The sequence below is a fragment of the Burkholderia sp. Bp8986 genome, assembly GCF_003854225.1.
Taxonomy (GTDB): Bacteria; Pseudomonadota; Gammaproteobacteria; order Burkholderiales; family Burkholderiaceae; genus Burkholderia.
Genome location: NZ_QTQM01000009.1, coordinates 160,678 through 177,900 on the forward strand (window position 1 = coordinate 160,678; position 17,223 = coordinate 177,900).

13 protein-coding genes are annotated in these 17,223 nt (G+C 67.5%); 5 read left to right on the forward strand and 8 right to left on the reverse strand.

Annotated features, from left to right (window positions below; translation table 11 throughout):
• Positions 1-29: 29 nt before the first annotated feature.
• Positions 30-785 carry a glucose 1-dehydrogenase gene (locus DID99_RS11905; RefSeq protein ID WP_124488201.1) on the forward strand — a complete coding sequence of 252 codons (756 nt, stop codon included), beginning with the start codon at positions 30-32 and terminating at the stop codon, positions 783-785.
• A 189-nt stretch (positions 786-974) separates the two neighbouring features.
• Here the strand turns inward: DID99_RS11905 and DID99_RS11910 are convergent, their stop codons facing one another.
• The 4 genes from DID99_RS11910 to DID99_RS11925 form a co-directional block, all read right to left on the reverse strand.
• The gene (locus tag DID99_RS11910; protein ID WP_260444569.1) at positions 975-2,492 is read right to left on the reverse strand and encodes a cytosine permease; all 1,518 of its coding nucleotides are present in this window, start codon (positions 2,490-2,492) and stop codon (positions 975-977) included.
• Between the two features lie 465 nt (positions 2,493-2,957).
• Entirely contained in the window at positions 2,958-4,454 is a 1,497-nt protein-coding gene (locus DID99_RS11915; protein ID WP_124666759.1) for an efflux transporter outer membrane subunit, read from the reverse strand.
• On the reverse strand, positions 4,451-7,624 hold the full coding sequence (locus DID99_RS11920; RefSeq protein WP_124666760.1) for an efflux RND transporter permease subunit: 3,174 nt from the start codon (positions 7,622-7,624) through the stop codon (positions 4,451-4,453). The genes DID99_RS11915 and DID99_RS11920 overlap by 4 nt, the downstream gene beginning before the upstream one ends.
• A 13-nt stretch (positions 7,625-7,637) precedes the next feature.
• A complete protein-coding gene (locus tag DID99_RS11925) occupies positions 7,638-8,864 on the reverse strand; it encodes an efflux RND transporter periplasmic adaptor subunit (protein WP_124666761.1) in 1,227 nt (408 codons plus the stop codon).
• Positions 8,865-8,943: 79 nt separating this feature from the next.
• Between DID99_RS11925 and soxR the strand changes: the two genes are divergently transcribed.
• Positions 8,944-9,420 (forward strand): redox-sensitive transcriptional activator SoxR, encoded by a 477-nt coding sequence (gene soxR, locus DID99_RS11930; protein ID WP_044846696.1) that lies wholly within the window; start codon positions 8,944-8,946, stop codon positions 9,418-9,420.
• Between the two features lie 211 nt (positions 9,421-9,631).
• On the opposite strand, the gene DID99_RS11935 is transcribed toward soxR, so the two are convergent.
• The gene (locus DID99_RS11935) at positions 9,632-10,285 is read right to left on the reverse strand and encodes a TetR/AcrR family transcriptional regulator (protein ID WP_124666762.1); all 654 of its coding nucleotides are present in this window, start codon (positions 10,283-10,285) and stop codon (positions 9,632-9,634) included.
• A gap of 146 nt (positions 10,286-10,431) precedes the next feature.
• On the opposite strand from DID99_RS11935, the gene DID99_RS11940 reads away from it, so the two are divergent.
• Both DID99_RS11940 and DID99_RS11945 read left to right on the forward strand, forming a co-directional pair.
• Positions 10,432-11,724, forward strand: coding sequence for an NAD(P)/FAD-dependent oxidoreductase (locus tag DID99_RS11940; protein ID WP_124666763.1), 1,293 nt, complete (start codon positions 10,432-10,434; stop codon positions 11,722-11,724).
• A gap of 44 nt (positions 11,725-11,768) precedes the next feature.
• The gene (locus DID99_RS11945) at positions 11,769-12,158 is read left to right on the forward strand and encodes a DUF3331 domain-containing protein (RefSeq protein ID WP_044846693.1); all 390 of its coding nucleotides are present in this window, start codon (positions 11,769-11,771) and stop codon (positions 12,156-12,158) included.
• Here the strand turns inward: DID99_RS11945 and DID99_RS11950 are convergent.
• The gene (locus DID99_RS11950) at positions 12,155-13,483 is read right to left on the reverse strand and encodes a dicarboxylate/amino acid:cation symporter (RefSeq protein WP_044846692.1); all 1,329 of its coding nucleotides are present in this window, start codon (positions 13,481-13,483) and stop codon (positions 12,155-12,157) included. The two genes, DID99_RS11945 and DID99_RS11950, sit on opposite strands and share 4 nt — an antisense overlap.
• A gap of 228 nt (positions 13,484-13,711) precedes the next feature.
• Entirely contained in the window at positions 13,712-15,463 is a 1,752-nt protein-coding gene (gene ggt, locus DID99_RS11955) for a gamma-glutamyltransferase (RefSeq protein ID WP_124666764.1), read from the reverse strand.
• 368 nt (positions 15,464-15,831) lie between these two features.
• Here ggt and DID99_RS11960 point away from each other — a divergent pair, with 368 nt between their 5' ends.
• Entirely contained in the window at positions 15,832-16,710 is an 879-nt protein-coding gene (locus DID99_RS11960; RefSeq protein WP_124666765.1) for a MurR/RpiR family transcriptional regulator, read from the forward strand.
• A 27-nt stretch (positions 16,711-16,737) separates the two neighbouring features.
• Here the strand turns inward: DID99_RS11960 and DID99_RS11965 are convergent.
• Positions 16,738-17,223 (reverse strand): AAA-associated domain-containing protein (locus DID99_RS11965; protein ID WP_185733761.1); only part of this gene is annotated, 486 nt, incomplete at its 5' end.

Below are 17,223 nucleotides of genomic sequence, written 5' to 3' on the forward strand. Positions count from 1 at the left end.
GTCCCCCTTCACTCACAGGAGCAAACAGGATGAAACGACTCGAAGGCAAGGTAGCGCTGATCACGGGCGGCGCCCGCGGCCAGGGCGAGGCGGAGGCACGCCGGTTCGTCGCCGAGGGCGCACGCGTGGTGATCGCCGACGTGCTGGACGACGCGGGCCGGCGCGTCGCGGCCGAACTCGGCGACGCCGCGCGCTACCAGCATCTCGACGTGACGAACGAAGGCGACTGGCACACCGCCGTCAATGCGACGCTCGCGCATTTCGGGCGGCTGGACATCCTCGTGAACAACGCGGCGATCCTGAAGCTCGTGCCGATCGAGTCCTGTTCGCTCGACGACTATCGCAAGGTGATCGACGTGAACCAGGTCGGCTGCTGGCTCGGCATGAAATCGGCATTGGCCGCGCTGAAGGATGCGGGTGGCGGCTCGATCGTCAACGTGTCGTCGACGGCCGGGATGGAAGGCGTGGCCGGCGGCAGCGCGTATGTATCGAGCAAGTTCGCGGTGCGCGGGATGACGAAGGCCGCCGCGCTCGAGTTCGGCCGCTACGGGATCCGCGTGAACTCGGTCCATCCGGGCGGCATCGACACCGTGATGGCACGCCCGCCGGAATACGCGGATTTCGATTCGTCATCGATCTACAGCGGGCTGCCGATCGCGCGTATCGGCAAACCCGACGAGGTGGCGAGCCTCGTACTGTTCCTCGCGTCCGACGAATCCGCGTATTGCACGGGTTCGGAATTCATCGTCGACGGCGGGATGCTCGCGGGCAGCACGTTCCACTGATCCGCAGCGGAGTCGACACACGCCCGCCTGCCCGGCGGGTGCTGTCGTTTTCGGCCGCGCGAGGGAGAAGTCAGGAGCGGCCTTCCATACGCGCATACAACCCGGCATCCTGAAACAACCATGCCGCCGGCGGATCTCCCGCGCGGCGGCACCGGTATTTCCAGCGCGCAGCGACGCGCGATGCTGCGCTCAATACCCCTTCGGCTGAATCGCCGGGGCGCCGACACCGCGCGCCGACTGCCTGCCGCCGCGCACGAGGAAACGTCCGCGCGGGCCGTACACGCCCTCCGCTTCCGGATACACCGTCAGCATCACGAAATACAGCAGCCCGCCGACCACCAGCGACACCGGCACGCTGAGATCGAGCCCACCCGCGAGGTTGCCGAGCGGCCCGACGAACTGGCCCGGCAGGTTCACGAACGACAGTCCGATGAAGGCCGCCGGCAGCCACGCGCCCATCGCGCGCAGGTTCCAGCCGTGCGTGAACCAGTAGTGGCCGCCGCGCAGCCCGCGGTTGAACACCTGCAGGTCGTCCGCGAGATAGTAACCGCGGCGCGTCACGTAGCCGATCACCATGATCGCCATCCACGGGCAGCTGAACGTGTCGATCAGCGTCGAGAACGTCGCGACGCTTTCGACGAGGTTGAACCAGAAGCGGCCGACGAAGATGAACGCGATCGCGATCGTGCCGATCAGCAGCGTCGCGCGCACACGGTTCAGGAAGCGCGGGAACATGCTCGACACGTCGAGGCCCGTGCCGTACAGCGCGGTCGTGCCGGTCGACATCCCGCCGATGATCGCGATCAGGCACATCGGCAGCAGGAACCAGCGCGGCGACACGGCGAGCAGCCCGCCGACGTAGTCGTTCGACGCGATGAACGCGGGCGCCTTCGACGCGATGATGGTCGCGGTCGCGAGCCCGAAGAAGAACGGCACGAAGGTCGCGATCTGCGCGGCGAACACGGCGGCCATCACGCGCCGCTTCGGCGTCTGCTGCGGAATGTAGCGCGCCCAGTCGCCGAGCGTCGACGCGAACGACACCGGGTTGCTCAATGCGACCAGCACGGCGCCGACGAACGCGGCCCAGAAGCCTGCGCTGCCCTGGTTCAGCGTGCCCGCGTAGTTCACGTCGAACATCCCCGCGAACGCGAACAGGCCGGTGACGAACAGCAGGCTCGCCGCCCACACGGCGATCTTGTTGACCCACAGCATGAAGCGAAAGCCGTAGATGCAGACGATCAGCACGAGCACCGCGAACACCATGTACGCGGCGCCGAGCGTGAAGCCGTTGACCGGCACGCCGACCATGTCGTGCGCGCCGCCGACGAGCGCATCGCCCGAGCTCCACACCGCGAGCGAGAAGAACGCGATCGACGTGAGCAGCGCGAGGAACGACCCGACGATCCGGCCGTGAATGCCGAAATGCGCGCCGGACGACACAGGGTCGCTCGTGCCATTGCGCGGGCCGAACAGGCTCATCGGCGCGAGGATGCAGGTGCCGGCGAGCACGCCCAGCACGATCGCGCACATGCCGGCCTTGAACGACAGCCCGACCAGCACGGGAAAACTGCCGAGCACCGACGTGGAAAACGTGTTGCAGCCGCCGAACAGCAACCGGAACAGATCGATCGGACGCGCATAGCGCGATACGTCGGGAATACGCTCGAAACCGAACGATTCGACTTGGGTGATCCTGCCTTCAGTCATTTGTCTCCAGCTCCTCTGGTGCATCGGTACGGCCCGCGACTGAGGCCATACGACACATCGTCATCGATTTGCGGCCACTCTAAACCGGATCGGGCAGCGCAAATATCACGCATTCGAGACGTTTACGACGAGGCAGAACAATGTTTCGCGACGGGGAATCGACCGGTTGGCGCGCCGCGCGGGCGGCCCGGGCGATGCAAGGTGCGCCGACCGATGCGCCGGGCCGCCGCCGGCGCGCGAGCCGGCCGGCGATCCGGCCCTGCCGAACGGCCGGCATCGCTACAAGGCAGGCGCACGGAGTGCCATGCCGATCAACGAGACCGGCGCGGCATCGACCGTCGTCAGTCCGTGCGACGCCGTTGCGGGCCGGCAACGACGACGCAGGCGCCTACCCGGCGATGCGAAGTCGATCGCCCGGCGGGCGAACCCGACGTCCCTTCCCGCCGCGCGACCCGCGCCCTCGCCCTACTCCCCCGATCGCGCGAGCGGACCGGGTGCCCGCTGCGCCGTTTCCGACGGCCAGCCGCCCGCGAGCGCCTTGTACAGCGCGACCGTCGATGCCGCGCTGCGCATCCGCCCGTCGGCCGCCGCGTCCTGCGCCTGCAGCAGCGTCCGTTGCGCGTCGAGCACTTCGTAGTAGTCGATCGCACCGGCCGAGAAGCGCGTCTGTGCAAGCTGTGCCGCGCGAGCGCTGTCGTCCGCCGCGCGCACGAGGTGCGCGGTCTCCTCCCGCGTGCGGGCGACACGCAGCAGCGCGTTCTCCGTTTCCTCCAGCGCGCCGAGCACGGTCTGCCGGTACTGCGCGAGCTGGCCGGCCGCGTCCGCGTCGCTCGCCGCGATCCGCGCGCGCGCGCGGCCGACATCGAGGAACGACCAGTCGATGCCGAGCGCGATCAGGTTCGTATCGCTGCCCGCACGGAAGAATCCGTAGCTGCTCGTCGCGCTGCCGAGCAGCCCCGACAGCGTGAAGCGCGGAAACAGGTCGGCTGTCGCGACGCCGACGCGCGCGGTCGCCGCGTGCAGCCGTGCTTCGGCGGCAGCGACATCGGGGCGGCGGCGCAGCAGGTCGCCCGGCGTGCCGGGATCGATGTCGGCTGCAAGCGCCGGCAGCGGTACCGGCGCGCCTTTCGATGCGGCAGCGCTCGGGATGTCGAACCGGCCGATCAGCGCATCCGGCGTCTGCCCGGTCAACACCGCGAGCCGATGCTCGTCGACGCCGATCGCCGCTTCGTACACGGCGATCCGCGACGTCGTCGATTCGTACTGCGCGCGCGCCCGCGCCGCATCGAGTTCGGAGCCGCGTCCCGCGCCGACGCGCGCATTGATCAGCGCGAGCGTCTGCTTCTGGTTGTCGGCGTTCTCGCGTGCGATCCGCAGCCGCTCCTGCGAGCCGCGCAGATCCACGTACGTGCTCGCGACCTCGCCCGCGATCGCGACACGCACCGCGCGCACGTCGGCCGCACTCGCAGCCGTTTCCGCCCGCTGCGACTCGATCGAGCGGCGCACGCGGCCGAACAGGTCGAGTTCCCACGCCGCATTGATCCCGACACTGGAGATCGGCGTATCGCGCTGGCTGCGCGGCGCGCCGAACGCCTGGTCCCTGCTCGTCAGCTGATGGCCGATCCGGCCGCTCGCGGTAATCGTCGGATAGCGGTCGAACGCGGCCTGCGACAGCAGCGCGTTCGATGCGTCGTAGCGCGATACGGCGACCTGCAGGTCCTGATTCGCGGCGAGCGCCGCATCGATCAGCTGCGTGAGCGCCGGGTCGCCGAAGCCGCGCCAGAACGCGGCATCGGCAGCGGCCGACGCAACGGGCGGCGACGCATCGGGCGTGGTCGCATGCGCGTCGCGCGCGAAGCGCGCGGCGCTCGCCGTATCGGGCCGCTTGAAATCGGGGCCGACCGCGCACGCGGCGAGCGTCACCGACAGCGCGAGCGCGGAAAGACGGAATGCAGCGCTCATCGGTTTTCTCCTTCCAGGGTGCCGTGCTGTTCGCTCCACACGGCCGGCGTGCCGCGCGCGAGCTTGCGGATCGCCACGTAGAACACGGGCGTCAGGAACAGCCCGAACAACGTGACGCCGAGCATCCCCGCGAATACGGTGACGCCGGTGGCGGCCCGCACTTCGCTGCCCGCGCCGCCGCCGATCAGGAGCGGCACCGAGCCCGCGATGAACGCGACCGACGTCATCACGATCGGGCGCAGCCGCAGCCTGCATGCCTCGAGCGCCGCCGCGATCGCACCCTTGCCCTGGATTTCGAGTTCGCGCGCGAACTCGACGATCAGGATCGCGTTCTTGCACGCGAGCCCCATCAGCACGACGAGACCGACCTGCACGAACACGTTGTTGTCGCCGCCGGACAGCCACACGCCGAACAGCGCCGCGCACATGCACACCGGCACGATCAGGATCACCGCAAGCGGCAGCGTCCAGCTCTCGTACAGCGACGCGAGCACCAGGAACACGAGCATCACCGCGAGCGGGAACACGACGATCGCCGCGTTGCTCTGTGTGACCTGCTGGTAACTGAGATCGGTCCATTCGAGCGTGATGCCCGGCGGCAGCACGTCCTTCGCGATCTGCTGCAGCTTCGCGATCGCCTGCGACGACGACATCGCCTTCGGATCGGCGTCGCCGATCAGGTCCGCGGCCGGATAGCCGTTGTAGCGGACGACCGGGTCCGGCCCATACGCGGGCGCGACCGTCACCATCGAGCCGATCGGCACCATCTCGCCTTTCGCGTTGCGCGTGCGCAGGTTCGCGATGTCCGCGGCCGTCTGCCGGTGACCGGCGTCGGCCTGCGCCATCACGCGGTACACGCGGCCGAATGCGTTGAAGTCGTTCACGTACATCGAGCCGAGATAGACCTGCAGCGTGTTGAACAGGTCGGTGAGCGCGACGCCTTGCGCCTTCGCCTTCAGCCGGTCGACCTTCACTTCCAGCTGCGGGATGTTCGCCTGGTACGAACTGACGGGATAACTCATCCCCGGCGTCTTCGCGACCGCGGCCTGAAACGCCGTCAGTGCCTTCTGCAATTCACCGTAGCCGAGCCCGCCGCGATCCTCGAGGTAAAGCGAGTAGCCCGAACCGTTGCCGAGGCCCTGGATCGGCGGCGGCATCAGCGCATAGGTGATGCCGCCGCCGATCGCCGCGAAGCGTGCGTTCAGGTCCGCGTTGATCTGCGCGGCGCTGCGGTGACGCTGGTCGAACGGCTTCAGGATCACGTACGAGTTCGTGATGTTCGGCGTGTTCACGCCCTGCAGCGCGTTCAGCCCGGCGAACGCCGGGACCATCTCGACGCCGTCGGTGCCGAGCGCGATCTTCGTCATCTGCTCGGTGACCGCGCTGGTGCGGGCGAGCGACGCGCCCTCCGGCAGCTTCGCGCCGGCGAACAGGTACAGCTTGTCCTGCACGGGGATGAAGCCGCCCGGCACCGCGTTGAACAGCAGCGCGGTCGCGGCGAGCAAGGCCGCATAGACCGCGAACACTGCGCCGCGCCGCTTCAGCGTGCGCGCGACCACGCCGTGATAGCGATCGGAGCTGCGCTCGAAGAAGCGGTTGAACGGATGAAACAGCCAGCCGAATGCGCGGTCGAGCACGCGGGTCAACGCATCCTTCGGCGCGCCGTGCGGACGCAGCAGTTTCGCGGCGAGCGCGGGCGACAGCGTCAGCGAGTTCACCGCGGAGATCACCGTCGAGATCGCGATCGTCACCGCGAACTGCCTGTAGAACTGGCCCGTCACACCCGACATGAACGCCATCGGCACGAACACCGCGCACAGCACGAGCGCGATCGCGACGATCGGCCCCGACACCTCGCGCATCGCCTGGTGCGCGGCGTCGCGCGGGCTCAAACCCTGTGCGATGTTGCGCTCGACGTTCTCGACCACCACGATCGCATCGTCGACGACGATCCCGATCGCGAGCACGAGCCCGAACAACGTCAGCGTGTTGATCGAATAGCCGAGCAGGTAGAGCCACGCGAACGTGCCGACCACCGACACGGGCACCGCGACGAGCGGAATGATCGACGCGCGCCAGGTCTGCAGGAACAGGATCACGACGAGCACGACCAGCACGACGGCCTCGATCAGCGTGTGCTGCACCGCGCGGATCGATTCGCGCACGAACACGGTCGGGTCCCACACCGGACGATAGGCGACGCCCGGCGGGAATCGTTTCGACAGTTCGTCGAGCTTCGCATACACCGCCTTCGCGACGTCGAGCGCGTTCGCGCCAGGCGACAGGAAAATGCCGACCACGGACGAATGCTTATCGTTGAAGTACGAGCGCAGCGTATAGTCGCCCGCGCCGAGCTCGATGCGCGCGACGTCGGACAGCTTCACGACCTGGCCGTCGTCGCCGTTGCGCAGCACGATGTCGCCGAATTCCTGCGCGGTGCGCAGCCGGCCGCGCACGTTGATCGACACGAGGAAGTCGTTTTTCTTCGGCGTCGGCTCCGCGCCGAGCTGGCCGGCCGACACCTGCACGTTCTGCTCGCGCGCCGCGGCGATCACGTCGCTCGCGGTCAGCCCGCGCGACGCCAGCCGGTTCGGGTCGAGCCAGAGCCGCATCGCGTAGTCGCCTGAGCCGTACACGCCGACGTCGCCGATGCCGGTCAGGCGCGACAGCTCGTCCTTCACGTGCAGCGTCAGGTAGTTGCGCAGGTACAGCGAATCGCGGCTGTTGTCCGGCGAATAGAGACTCACGTACATCAGCGGCGTCGGCGACTGCTTCTGCGTGGTCACGCCGTACTGGCGCACCTCCTCCGGCAGGCGCGACAACGCCTGGCTCACGCGGTTCTGCACGCGCACGGCGGCCGTATCGGGATCGACGCCCTGCAGGAACGTGACGACGACCTGCAGGCTGCCGTCCGAACCGGCGACCGACTTCATGTACATGATGCCTTCGACGCCGTTGATCGCCTCTTCCAGCGGTTCGGCGACCGATTCGGCGATTTCCTTCGGGTTCGCGCCCGGGTACGTCGCGCGCACGACGACGCTCGGCGGCACGACTTCCGGATATTCGCCGGCCGGCAGCATCGGGATCGAGATCAGGCCGATCGCGAAGATGACGATCGACAGCACGACCGCGAAAATCGGCCGGTCGATGAAGAAGCGGGAGAAATCCATTGCGGGCCTCCCGTTACCGCGCGGCCGGCGCGCCGGCGTCGGCCACCGCCACCGCTGCGGCCTGCGTGTCGCTGCCCGGGCCGGTGGCGGTGTCCGCATCCGCGCGTGCAGGCAGCACCTTCGGCTTCACCTGCGCGCCCGGATAGTAGATCCGCTGCACGCCGTCGATGACCACGCGATCGCCCGGCTCCAGCCCCTTCTCGACGATCCGCTCGCCGTCCAGCGCACGGCCGATCGTGACGTCGCGACGCAGCGCCTTGTCGCCGGCGCCGATCACGTACACGTACTTGCGGTCCTGGTCGGTGAGCACCGCCTTGTCGTCGACGAGCAGCGCATCCTGGTCGCGACCGCTGACGAGCTGGACGCGCGCATAGAGGCCCGGCGTGAACGCGTGGTCCGCGTTCGGCAGCCGCACGCGCGCACGAATCGTGCCGGTTTGCGGATCGAGCCGGTTGTCGAGGAAATCGACGGTGCCCGCGTGCGGGAAACCCGTCTCGTTCGCGAGCCCCACGCGCACCGGATCGGCGCCGATCGCGCGATGCTTCGGGTCGGCGCGCCGCGCGTTGTAGCGCAGGTAGCTCTGCTCGTCGCAGTCGAAATACACGTAGACGGGGTCTTGCGACACGACGGTCGTGAGCAGCGTGTCGTCGGCGCGCGCGAGGTTTCCGGCGGTCGCGATCGCCCGGCCGACGCGCCCCGCGATCGGCGCACGCACCTCGGTGAAACCGAGATTGAGCTTCGCGTCGGCGACGGCCGCATCGGCCGCCCGCAGGTCGGCGCGCGCCTGCTCGGCGGTCGCGCGCGCGTTGTCGAGTTCCTCCTGGGAAGTTGCATGCGCATCGATCAGTGTCCGCACGCGCTTGAGCTGCACATCGGCGAGGCTCGCGGCCGCGCGCGCCCGCTGCTGCTGTGCGTTGGCGCGGTCGAGCGCGATCCGGTACGGACGCGGATCGATCTCGAACAGCACCGCGCCCTGCGCGACGAGGTCGCCCTCCTTGTACGCGATGCGCTGCAGATAGCCGCTCACGCGCGGCCGCAGCTCGACCGCGTCGACTGCTTCGACGCGTCCGTTGAATTCGTCCGCGAGGCGGATCGTGCGCGGCGCGACGGTCGTCACGCCGACTTCGGGAAGCGGCTGGGCCGCCGTTTCGCCTTTGCCGTCGTGACAGCCCGACAACGCCAGCAGCAGTGCGCAGGCCGCGCCCAAAGGCGAGGTCCTGCGTAGGGATAAGGAGAGCATGATGCCTCGCGACGGGTTAAACTGCCGCGTAGCATAAAAGTTGAAGTTAACTTCAAGTCAAGCTTTCCCGGAGGGCGTCATGGGTATCGACGAAATCCCGCAATGGCCGCTGATGTCGATCCGCGAAGTGGCCGCGCGCAGCGGCGTGCCGGCATCGACGCTGCGTTTCTACGAGACGCGCGGACTCATCAAGTCGCACCGCAACGGCTCGAGCCATCGCCACTATTCGCGCGCGGTGCTGCGGCTGATCGCGTTCATCGTGTTCGCGCAGAAGATCGGCTATTCGCTCGACGAGATCGCCGAACAGCTCGTAAGCCTGCCGGAAGACACCGCGCCGACCAACAAGGACTGGCAGCGGCTGTCGCGCGGCTGGAAACAGCGCGTCGCGAACCGGATCGAGGAACTGCAGCGGCTCTACATCAATCTCGACGAATGCATCGGTTGCGGCTGCCTGTCGCTGAAGCGCTGCAAGCTGACCAATCCCGAGGACCGCGCGGGACGCAACGGGCCGGGCGCACGGCGCTGGCTCGGTGATACGCCGCCCGATCTCGACTGACGCACGCGCGGCGGCCGGCGCGATGCACGATGCCGCGCCGGCGTCCCGCGTCACCCGACTCGCCCGCCCCGCCGCTCACCGCGATCGCCGTGCCCGTGAGGGCGCCAGTCTGCCCAGACGTTGCCGGTTGGCAGCAATGGCAGTCCGGGCCCTGCCCGGCGTAAGGTCAATCGCGCCGGCGCGCCGGCCGGCTTCGCGTCGCGCGCGGCGCTCAGACGCTCAGGATGCCGAGCGCGACGTCGAGCACGGCCTGCCGGAACGCCTCCTGCCGCGTGGGCAGCGACGTGAACTCCAGCATCATGTGGCTGTACGACACCGTCGTGCCGACCGCGCTCGCGATCATGAAGAACAGCACGTTCGGATCGACCGGGCGGATCTCGCCGGCCGCGACCGCGTCGGCCAGCAGCGGAAACATCGCGTCGCGATACGGGCGCACGATCCGCTGCTGCAGGCAGTCGAGCCGCCCGCCCTCCTCGGTCGCTGCCGTCGAGAAGAACATGCCGATGTCCGGCTCCGCGAACTCGTGATCGACGCACAGCTCGATCGCGCGCCGCACGCGCTCGCGATGCGGCAATGACGACGTGCGCAGCGCGCGCAACGCGTCGAACAGCGGCTCGGCCAGGTCGACGATCTGCTCGACGACAGCCAGCCACAGCGTCTCCTTCGCGCCGAAATGATGGGCGATCAGCGCCGCGTCGATGCCCAGCTCGCGCGCGACCTCGCGCACGCTCGTCGCGTCGTAGCCGCGCTTCGCGAACGTGCGGCGCGCGGCCCGCAATATCACGTCCGGTCCGACGGACGCCTCCGCCAGCGGCCGCCCGCGCGTACGCCGCTTCGACGGCGCGCGCTCAGTGACTTCAGCCACGTTTTCCTGCTCCCGTTGAATGAATCGAATGCCCGTGTCCGGGCCCCGGTTCGCGTCCGCGGAACCGGGTTGCCTGCCCGCTCCGTTGACACGCGAAGCCGGGAAGCGCTAGGATCATACCTTATTCATCACGTGATGATTTATTCATGACAACCCCTACTCGCATCGTGATCGTCGGCGGCGGCATCGCCGGATTGCAGCTCGCAACCCGCCTCGGCGAACGTCTCGGCCGCACCGGGCGCGCCCATGTCACCGTGGTCGACCGCAGCCCGACCCATGTCTGGAAGCCGATGCTGCACACGATCGCGGCCGGTACGCGCGACGTGCAGCAACAGCAGGTGATCTTTCTCGCCCATGCGCGCGATCACGGCTACACGTACCAGCCCGGCGAATTGACGGGGCTCGATCGCGCGCGCCGTCGCGTGCAGCTCGGCGAGATTCGCTCGCAGGACGGCGAACGCGTGGTCGACGCGCGCGAACTCGAATACGACGTGCTGATCCTCGCGCTCGGCAGCCAGGCCAACGATTTCGGCGTGCCGGGCGTGCGCGAGCACTGCTACTTCATCGACAGCCAGCGGCAGGCCGAAACCTTCAATGAAGCGCTGCGGATGCGCGTGTTCCGCAGCATCGCGCGCGACGAGCCGTTTCGCGTCGCGATCGTCGGCGCGGGCGCGACGGGCGTGGAGCTGGCGGCGGAACTGAGCCGGCTGCTGGAAGTGGCGCAGGCGTATGGCGACGCGACGGTGCGCGAGCGGCTGCGGCTCACGCTGCTCGAGAGCGGCCCGCGCATCCTCGCCGCATTTCCGCCGCGGATTTCCGCGTCGGCGCAGCGGCGGCTCGAGCAGATCGGCTTTCACGTGCTGACGTCCACGCGCGTGACGGCGGCCGATGCGAACGGCTTCCACTACGGCGACGGTTCATTCGCCGAAGCGGATCTGATGGTGTGGGCGGCGGGTGTGAAGGCGCCCGATTTCATGCAGGCACTGGGCGGGCTCGACACGAACCGCGCGAACCAGATCCTGGTCGGGCCCACGCTGCAGGCCACGGCCGACGAGCACGTGTTCGCGATCGGCGATTGCGCGAGCCTGCAGCCCGACGGCCACGAACGGCCGCTGCCGCCCACCGCGCAGGTGGCGACCCAGCAGGCCGAACATCTCGCGAAACACCTGCCCGCCTGGCTCGACGGCAAGCCGATGCCGCCGTTCGCGTTCCACGATTTCGGCGCGCTCGTGTCGATCAGCGACTACGACGCGTTCGGCACGCTCGGCCAATTCGGGTTCTTCCGCGGCGGCTTCATCCAGGGGCGTTTCGCGCAATTCAGCCACCTGATGCTGTACCGGCGCCACCAGCAGGCGCTGCACGGATTCTCCAAGGCGACGCTGCTGTGGCTCGCCGAACGGATCAACGGCTGCGTGCAACCGCGCATCCGCCTGTCGTGACGCCGCGTTTCGCGGCGTCGCCCAACGTTTCGAGGAAAGCAAAGATGAGCAACAGTGCAGTTGCCTGGCTCAGGACCGTCGCCGCGATCGGCAGCTTCGACATGCCGTCCGTTTCATGGGCCGCCCCGCGACGGCGCAGCATCACGCGCGATCGCCTGCCGTCGTGGGATGCGACGAGCCAGCCGTCGATCAGCGTGCTCGAGCGGCCCACGGCCGACACCGTGATGATTTCGTGGTGCGACGCGTGCACCGGCCACTACGGCTACCAGAAGTGGCGGTTGTTCACGACGCGCAAGCGCGGCGTCTGCGCGCTGTCGGGGCGGCCGATCGCGCGCGGCGACAGCGTCTACGCGCCGCAACTGCTCGGCTCGGCGCCGGGCAACGCCGCCGCGATGGTGCTGGCGGCGTGCATCGACGAGGCGTGTGCCGCTTAAACGGACGTCGCCTGACCGGCACCATAGGCCGGATCGCGGTTCTGCCGTTCCAGTTCCGCGTCGAGATGCGCGGCATGTGCTTGCGCTTCGGACTCCGACATCAGCTCGCCCTCCCACTTCGCGACCACCGCGCTGGCGATCGAATTGCCGACCGCATTGGTGGCCGAGCGCCCCATGTCGAGGAACGTGTCGACGCCGAGAATCAGCAGCAGCCCGGCTTCCGGGATGTCGAACTGGTGCAGTGTCGCCGCGATCACGACGAGCGATGCGCGCGGCACGCCGGCCATCCCCTTCGACGTCAGCATCAGGACCAGCAGCATCGTGACCTGCGTGCCGAGCGACAGGTGGATGTTGTACGCCTGCGCGATGAACAGCGACGCGAACGTGCAGTACATCATCGAGCCGTCGAGGTTGAACGAATAGCCCATCGGCATCACGAAGCTCGAGATCTTGCGCTTCACGCCGAAGCGGTCGAGCGCGTCGAGGATCTTCGGATACGCGGCTTCGGAGCTCGCGGTCGCGAACGACAGCATGAACGCTTCCTTGATCAGCACCAGCAGCTTGAATACGCGCGGCCCGAGGAACAGCAGGCCGGCGATCACGAGCGTGCTCCACAGCAGGAACAGGCTCACGTAGAAGTCGCCCATGAACACCGCGAACTTCAACAACACCGACAGCCCGTTGACCGCGACGGTCGCGGCCATCGCCGCCAGCACCGCGAGCGGCGCGAGCTTCATCACGTAACCGGTGATCTTCAGCATCACGTGCGCCAGCTGGTCGATCGCGGCGACGAGGATCTTGCCGCGCTCGCCGAGCGCCGACAGCGCGACGCCGAAGAACATCGAGAACACGACGATCTGCAGGATCTCGTTGTTCGCCATCGCCTCGGCGATCGACTTCGGCACCATGTGGCTGACGAAATCCTTCAGCGTGAACTTGGAGGTCGCGAGATGCGCGGATGCGCCGATGTCCGGCAGTGGCAGGCCGAGGTTCTCGCCCGGGCGCAGCAGGTTCGCCATCAGCAGCCCGAGCAGCAGCGAGATCAGCGACGCGGTGACGAACCAGCCGAACGCCTTCACGAACACGCGTCCCACCGACGAAGCGTCGCCCATGTGTGCGATGCCGACGACGAGCGTCGAGAACACCAGCGGGCCGATCACCATCTTGATCAACCGCAGGAACACGTCGGACACGAGGGAGATGTAGCCGGCGATCTCGGTCGCGGACTGCTTGTCCGGAAACTGCGTATAGATCATGTAGCCGATGAAGATGCCGGCCGCCATCGCGAGCAGGATCCAGACTGCCGCAGACATTCGTTTGTTCATAACGGAACTCGATGCACGGAGCAGGAATGAAAAAAAATGCGCGCGTCAGTGCCGTGCCACGGCGCGCATTGCGGGTCGGTCGGGCCCGGCATTCCGGGCACCCGCCCCGCCCGATACTGCGGACGTCCGCGAACGGACGCGCTGTCGCTGCCCCGGCGCTCACGCGATGGCGAACGCCGGGGCAACCGTTCAGCCTGGTGCAATCAGATCAAATCAAATCAGCTCAGGTCAGTAGCCGATCGCCGAACCGGCCGGTCGGCGCGGATCGTTGACGCCGTAGATGTAGCCGACGCGCACGTTGCCCGACACCGACGAATCGTTGCCGGAACTCTGATGGCTCACCGCCTCGGTGCCGGGCAGGCCGACCATGATCAGCTCGGCGGCGCCCCACGGCGTCTGCTCGACCATCTTGTAGCCCATGTTGCGCAGGATCGCGAGCGTGTCGGGCGACAGGCCGCGGGTCTCGTAATAGACCTGGTCCGGCAGCCATTGATGATGGATGCGCGGCGCACCGACCGCATCCTGCGGCGTCATCCCGTGGTCGATCACGTTCAGCACGGTCTGCAGCGTGATCGTGATGATGCGCGAGCCGCCCGGCGAGCCGACCACCATGAACACCTTGCCGTCCTTCTTCACGATCGTCGGCGCCATCGACGACAGCGGACGCTTGCCCGGCGCGATCGAGTTGCGCGTGCCCTGCACGAGGCCGAACAGGTTCTGCGCGCCGACCTTGACCGTGAAGTCGTCCATCTCGTCGTTCAGGAAGAAGCCCGTTCCCGGCGCGATCACCACGGCGCCGAAGCGGCCGTTGACGGTGTACGTGGTCGACACCGCGTTGCCGTCGCGGTCGATGATCGAGTAGTGGGTCGTCTCCGGCTTCTCGTGCACGCCGATACCCGGCTGCACGTCGACCGATGCCGTCGCCAAGTCGCCGCTGATCTGCTTGCGGATCTCGGCCGCATACTGCTTGCTCGTCAGCTTGGCGACCGGATTGTCGATGAAGTTCGGGTCGCCCAGCAGCGTGTTGCGATCCTCGTACGCGTGGCGCATCGCCTCGGTCATGTAGTGGACCACCGACGCCGACTGGTAGCCGAACTTGCGCAGGTCATACCCTTCGAGCACGTTCAGCGTCTCGCACATGGTCACGCCGCCCGAGCTCGGCGGCGGCGCCGACACGAACTCGTAGCCGCGATACGTGCAGGTCAGCGGCGCCATGTCCTGCGCGCGATACGACGCGAAATCGGCCGCCGTGATCACCCCGCCGCCGCGCTTCGCCGCGGCTTCGACGATCTTCGGAATCTCGCCGTGATAGAACGCGTCGGGGCCCTGCTCCGCAATGCGCTCGAGCGTGCGTGCCAGGTCCTTCTGCACCAGGCGGTCGCCCGGCTGCAGCGGCGTGCCGTCCGGGCGCAGGAAGATGCGCGCGGCTTCCGGGTCCTTCCTGAAGCGCTCGATCGTCGTGTCGAGGATGTCCGTATCGCCGCGCGTCAGCACGAAGCCGTCGCGCGCGAGCCGGATCGCCGGCTCCATCACCTGCCTGCGCGTCAGCTTGCCGTACTTGCGCTGCGCGAGGTCGAGACCCGCGACCGTGCCCGGCACACCGACCGCGCGATAGCCGTACAGGCTGTCGTCCGGAATGACGTTGCCGTTCGCATCGAGATACATGTTCGCCGACGCCGCGGCCGGCGCGGTCTCGCGGAAGTTGATGAAGCGGTCGCGGCCGTCGGCCAGGTGCAGGGTCATGAAGCCGCCGCCGCCGATGTTGCCGCAGCACGGATTGGTCACCGCTTGCGCGTAGCCGACCGCCACGGCGGCGTCCACCGCGTTGCCGCCTTCCTTGAGGATGTCGACGCCGATCTGCGACGCGAAGTGCTGCGACGACACGACCATGCCGTTCTTCGCTTCCACCGCGGGTTCCGAAGCGGCGAGCGCGCCTGCGCTGATGGCCGACAACAGGGTGAGTACGACGAGCCGCCTCATGACGGAATCCTCCAGACGAATGACCGGGCCATACCGGGATGCGCAACCGACTCGGAAGGCCGGGCGACGCTGCTGATCCGGCATGTAATAAACCATACATTCCGGCGAGGCCGCGATCATAGCATCGGCATTTTCATGTCAAAACCTAGGGTAATTACTGAATTCTCGATGAATTTATGGAAAGGTTCCGATCGATAATGTTTAATACATTACACAATCAGCCGATTGACGACCCGAATGATGCGCCCCTCTAATCTGTGGCCTCACACGGTCCGCGGCGCGGCGATCGGCTAACATGCACGGCGTCGCCGGCAGACGCATGCCTGCCGTTTGTCATTCATTCAGATAAAAACAAGCCGGAGTGCCCGATGGGGACAAGCATCAGGGCGTTGCTGCTATCCCAGATGGATAGCTTCACGCCGTCGGAACAGAAGGTCGCGCACGCGCTGCTGGATCGCTATCCGAGCCTCGGGCTCGGGCCGATCGCGAGCTTCGCGAAGCAAGCCGAAGTCAGCGACCCGACCGTGTTCCGCTTCGTCGTGCGGATCGGCTTCCCGAACTACTCGTCGTTCCAGCAGGCGCTGCACGACGAGATCGACACCGCGATGAATTCGCCGCTCGCGCGGATGGATGCGTTCCACTCGGAATCGGGGATGCGCGACAGCCATGCGGCGATCTTCCAGCGGCTCTCGCAATCGCTTGCCACCACGATCGAGGGACTCGACGCGGCAGCGTTCGACGAAGCGGTGACGCTGCTGGCCGATCCGGAAATCCGCGTGTTCTGCGGCGGCGGGCGTTATACCGCGCCGCTCGCGTCGCTGTTTTCGTTCACGCTCGCGTATGCGCGCCCGCACGTGCAGTACGTCGAGCCGAACCTGAATCTCTCGTCGGTGTCGCTGACCGACATGGGGCCCGGCGACGTGCTGGTCATTTTCGATTTTCGCCGCTATCAGAAGGACAGCATCCGGTTCGCGCAGGCCGCGCACCAGCTCGGCGTGCGCGTGCTGCTGATTACCGACGAATGGCGCTCGCCGATCAGCGCGTTCGCCGAGATCGTGCTGCGGATCCAGGGGCGCCCGTTCGCGATGCTGCAGACCAACGTGCCGGCGCTGGCGCTCGCCGAAGCGCTGGTGATCGGCGTGACGAACCGGCTTCCCGAACTGGCGCGGCAGAGGATGGAAAAGATCGAGCGGCTCAGTACGGGCGGCAGCGCGCAGGACGCGAATCAGCGGGATTTGCCCGAATGACGGTCGCGCGTCATTCGGGCAGGGACGTCAGCTCTCCACGTCCTCGAGACTGAACACTTCCGTCTTGTCGTTGTACGAAAAGACTTCGCCGTAACGCCCCCAGTCGATCACCGCGTCGAGCGTTTCCTCGGCGGCCTCGTCCGACAGGAAATCCTCCAGCTCCTGCTCGAAACGCACGCGCGGCGCACGATGGCCCGGGCGCTCGTTCAGCACCTTCCGGATCCGCGCGGCGAGCGGCACGTGCTTCAGCAGGTGATCCGCGACCATCAGCTTGCGTTCCTGCGTGCCGAATTCGGCGAACACGCGCGCGGGCGGCGTCAGGAACACGTCGCCTTCGCGCACGTCGGCGAAACCGAGGTACTGCAGCACTTCGGCGATCGGAAACAGTTCGTCCACTTCCAGATGCAGCGTGCGCGCGATTTCCGGCATGTCCGCGCGGCCGTGGTACGGCGCCATCGCGAGCGTCTCGATCAGGCCGGCCATCAGGTTGGTCGACACCTGCGGCAGCCAGCT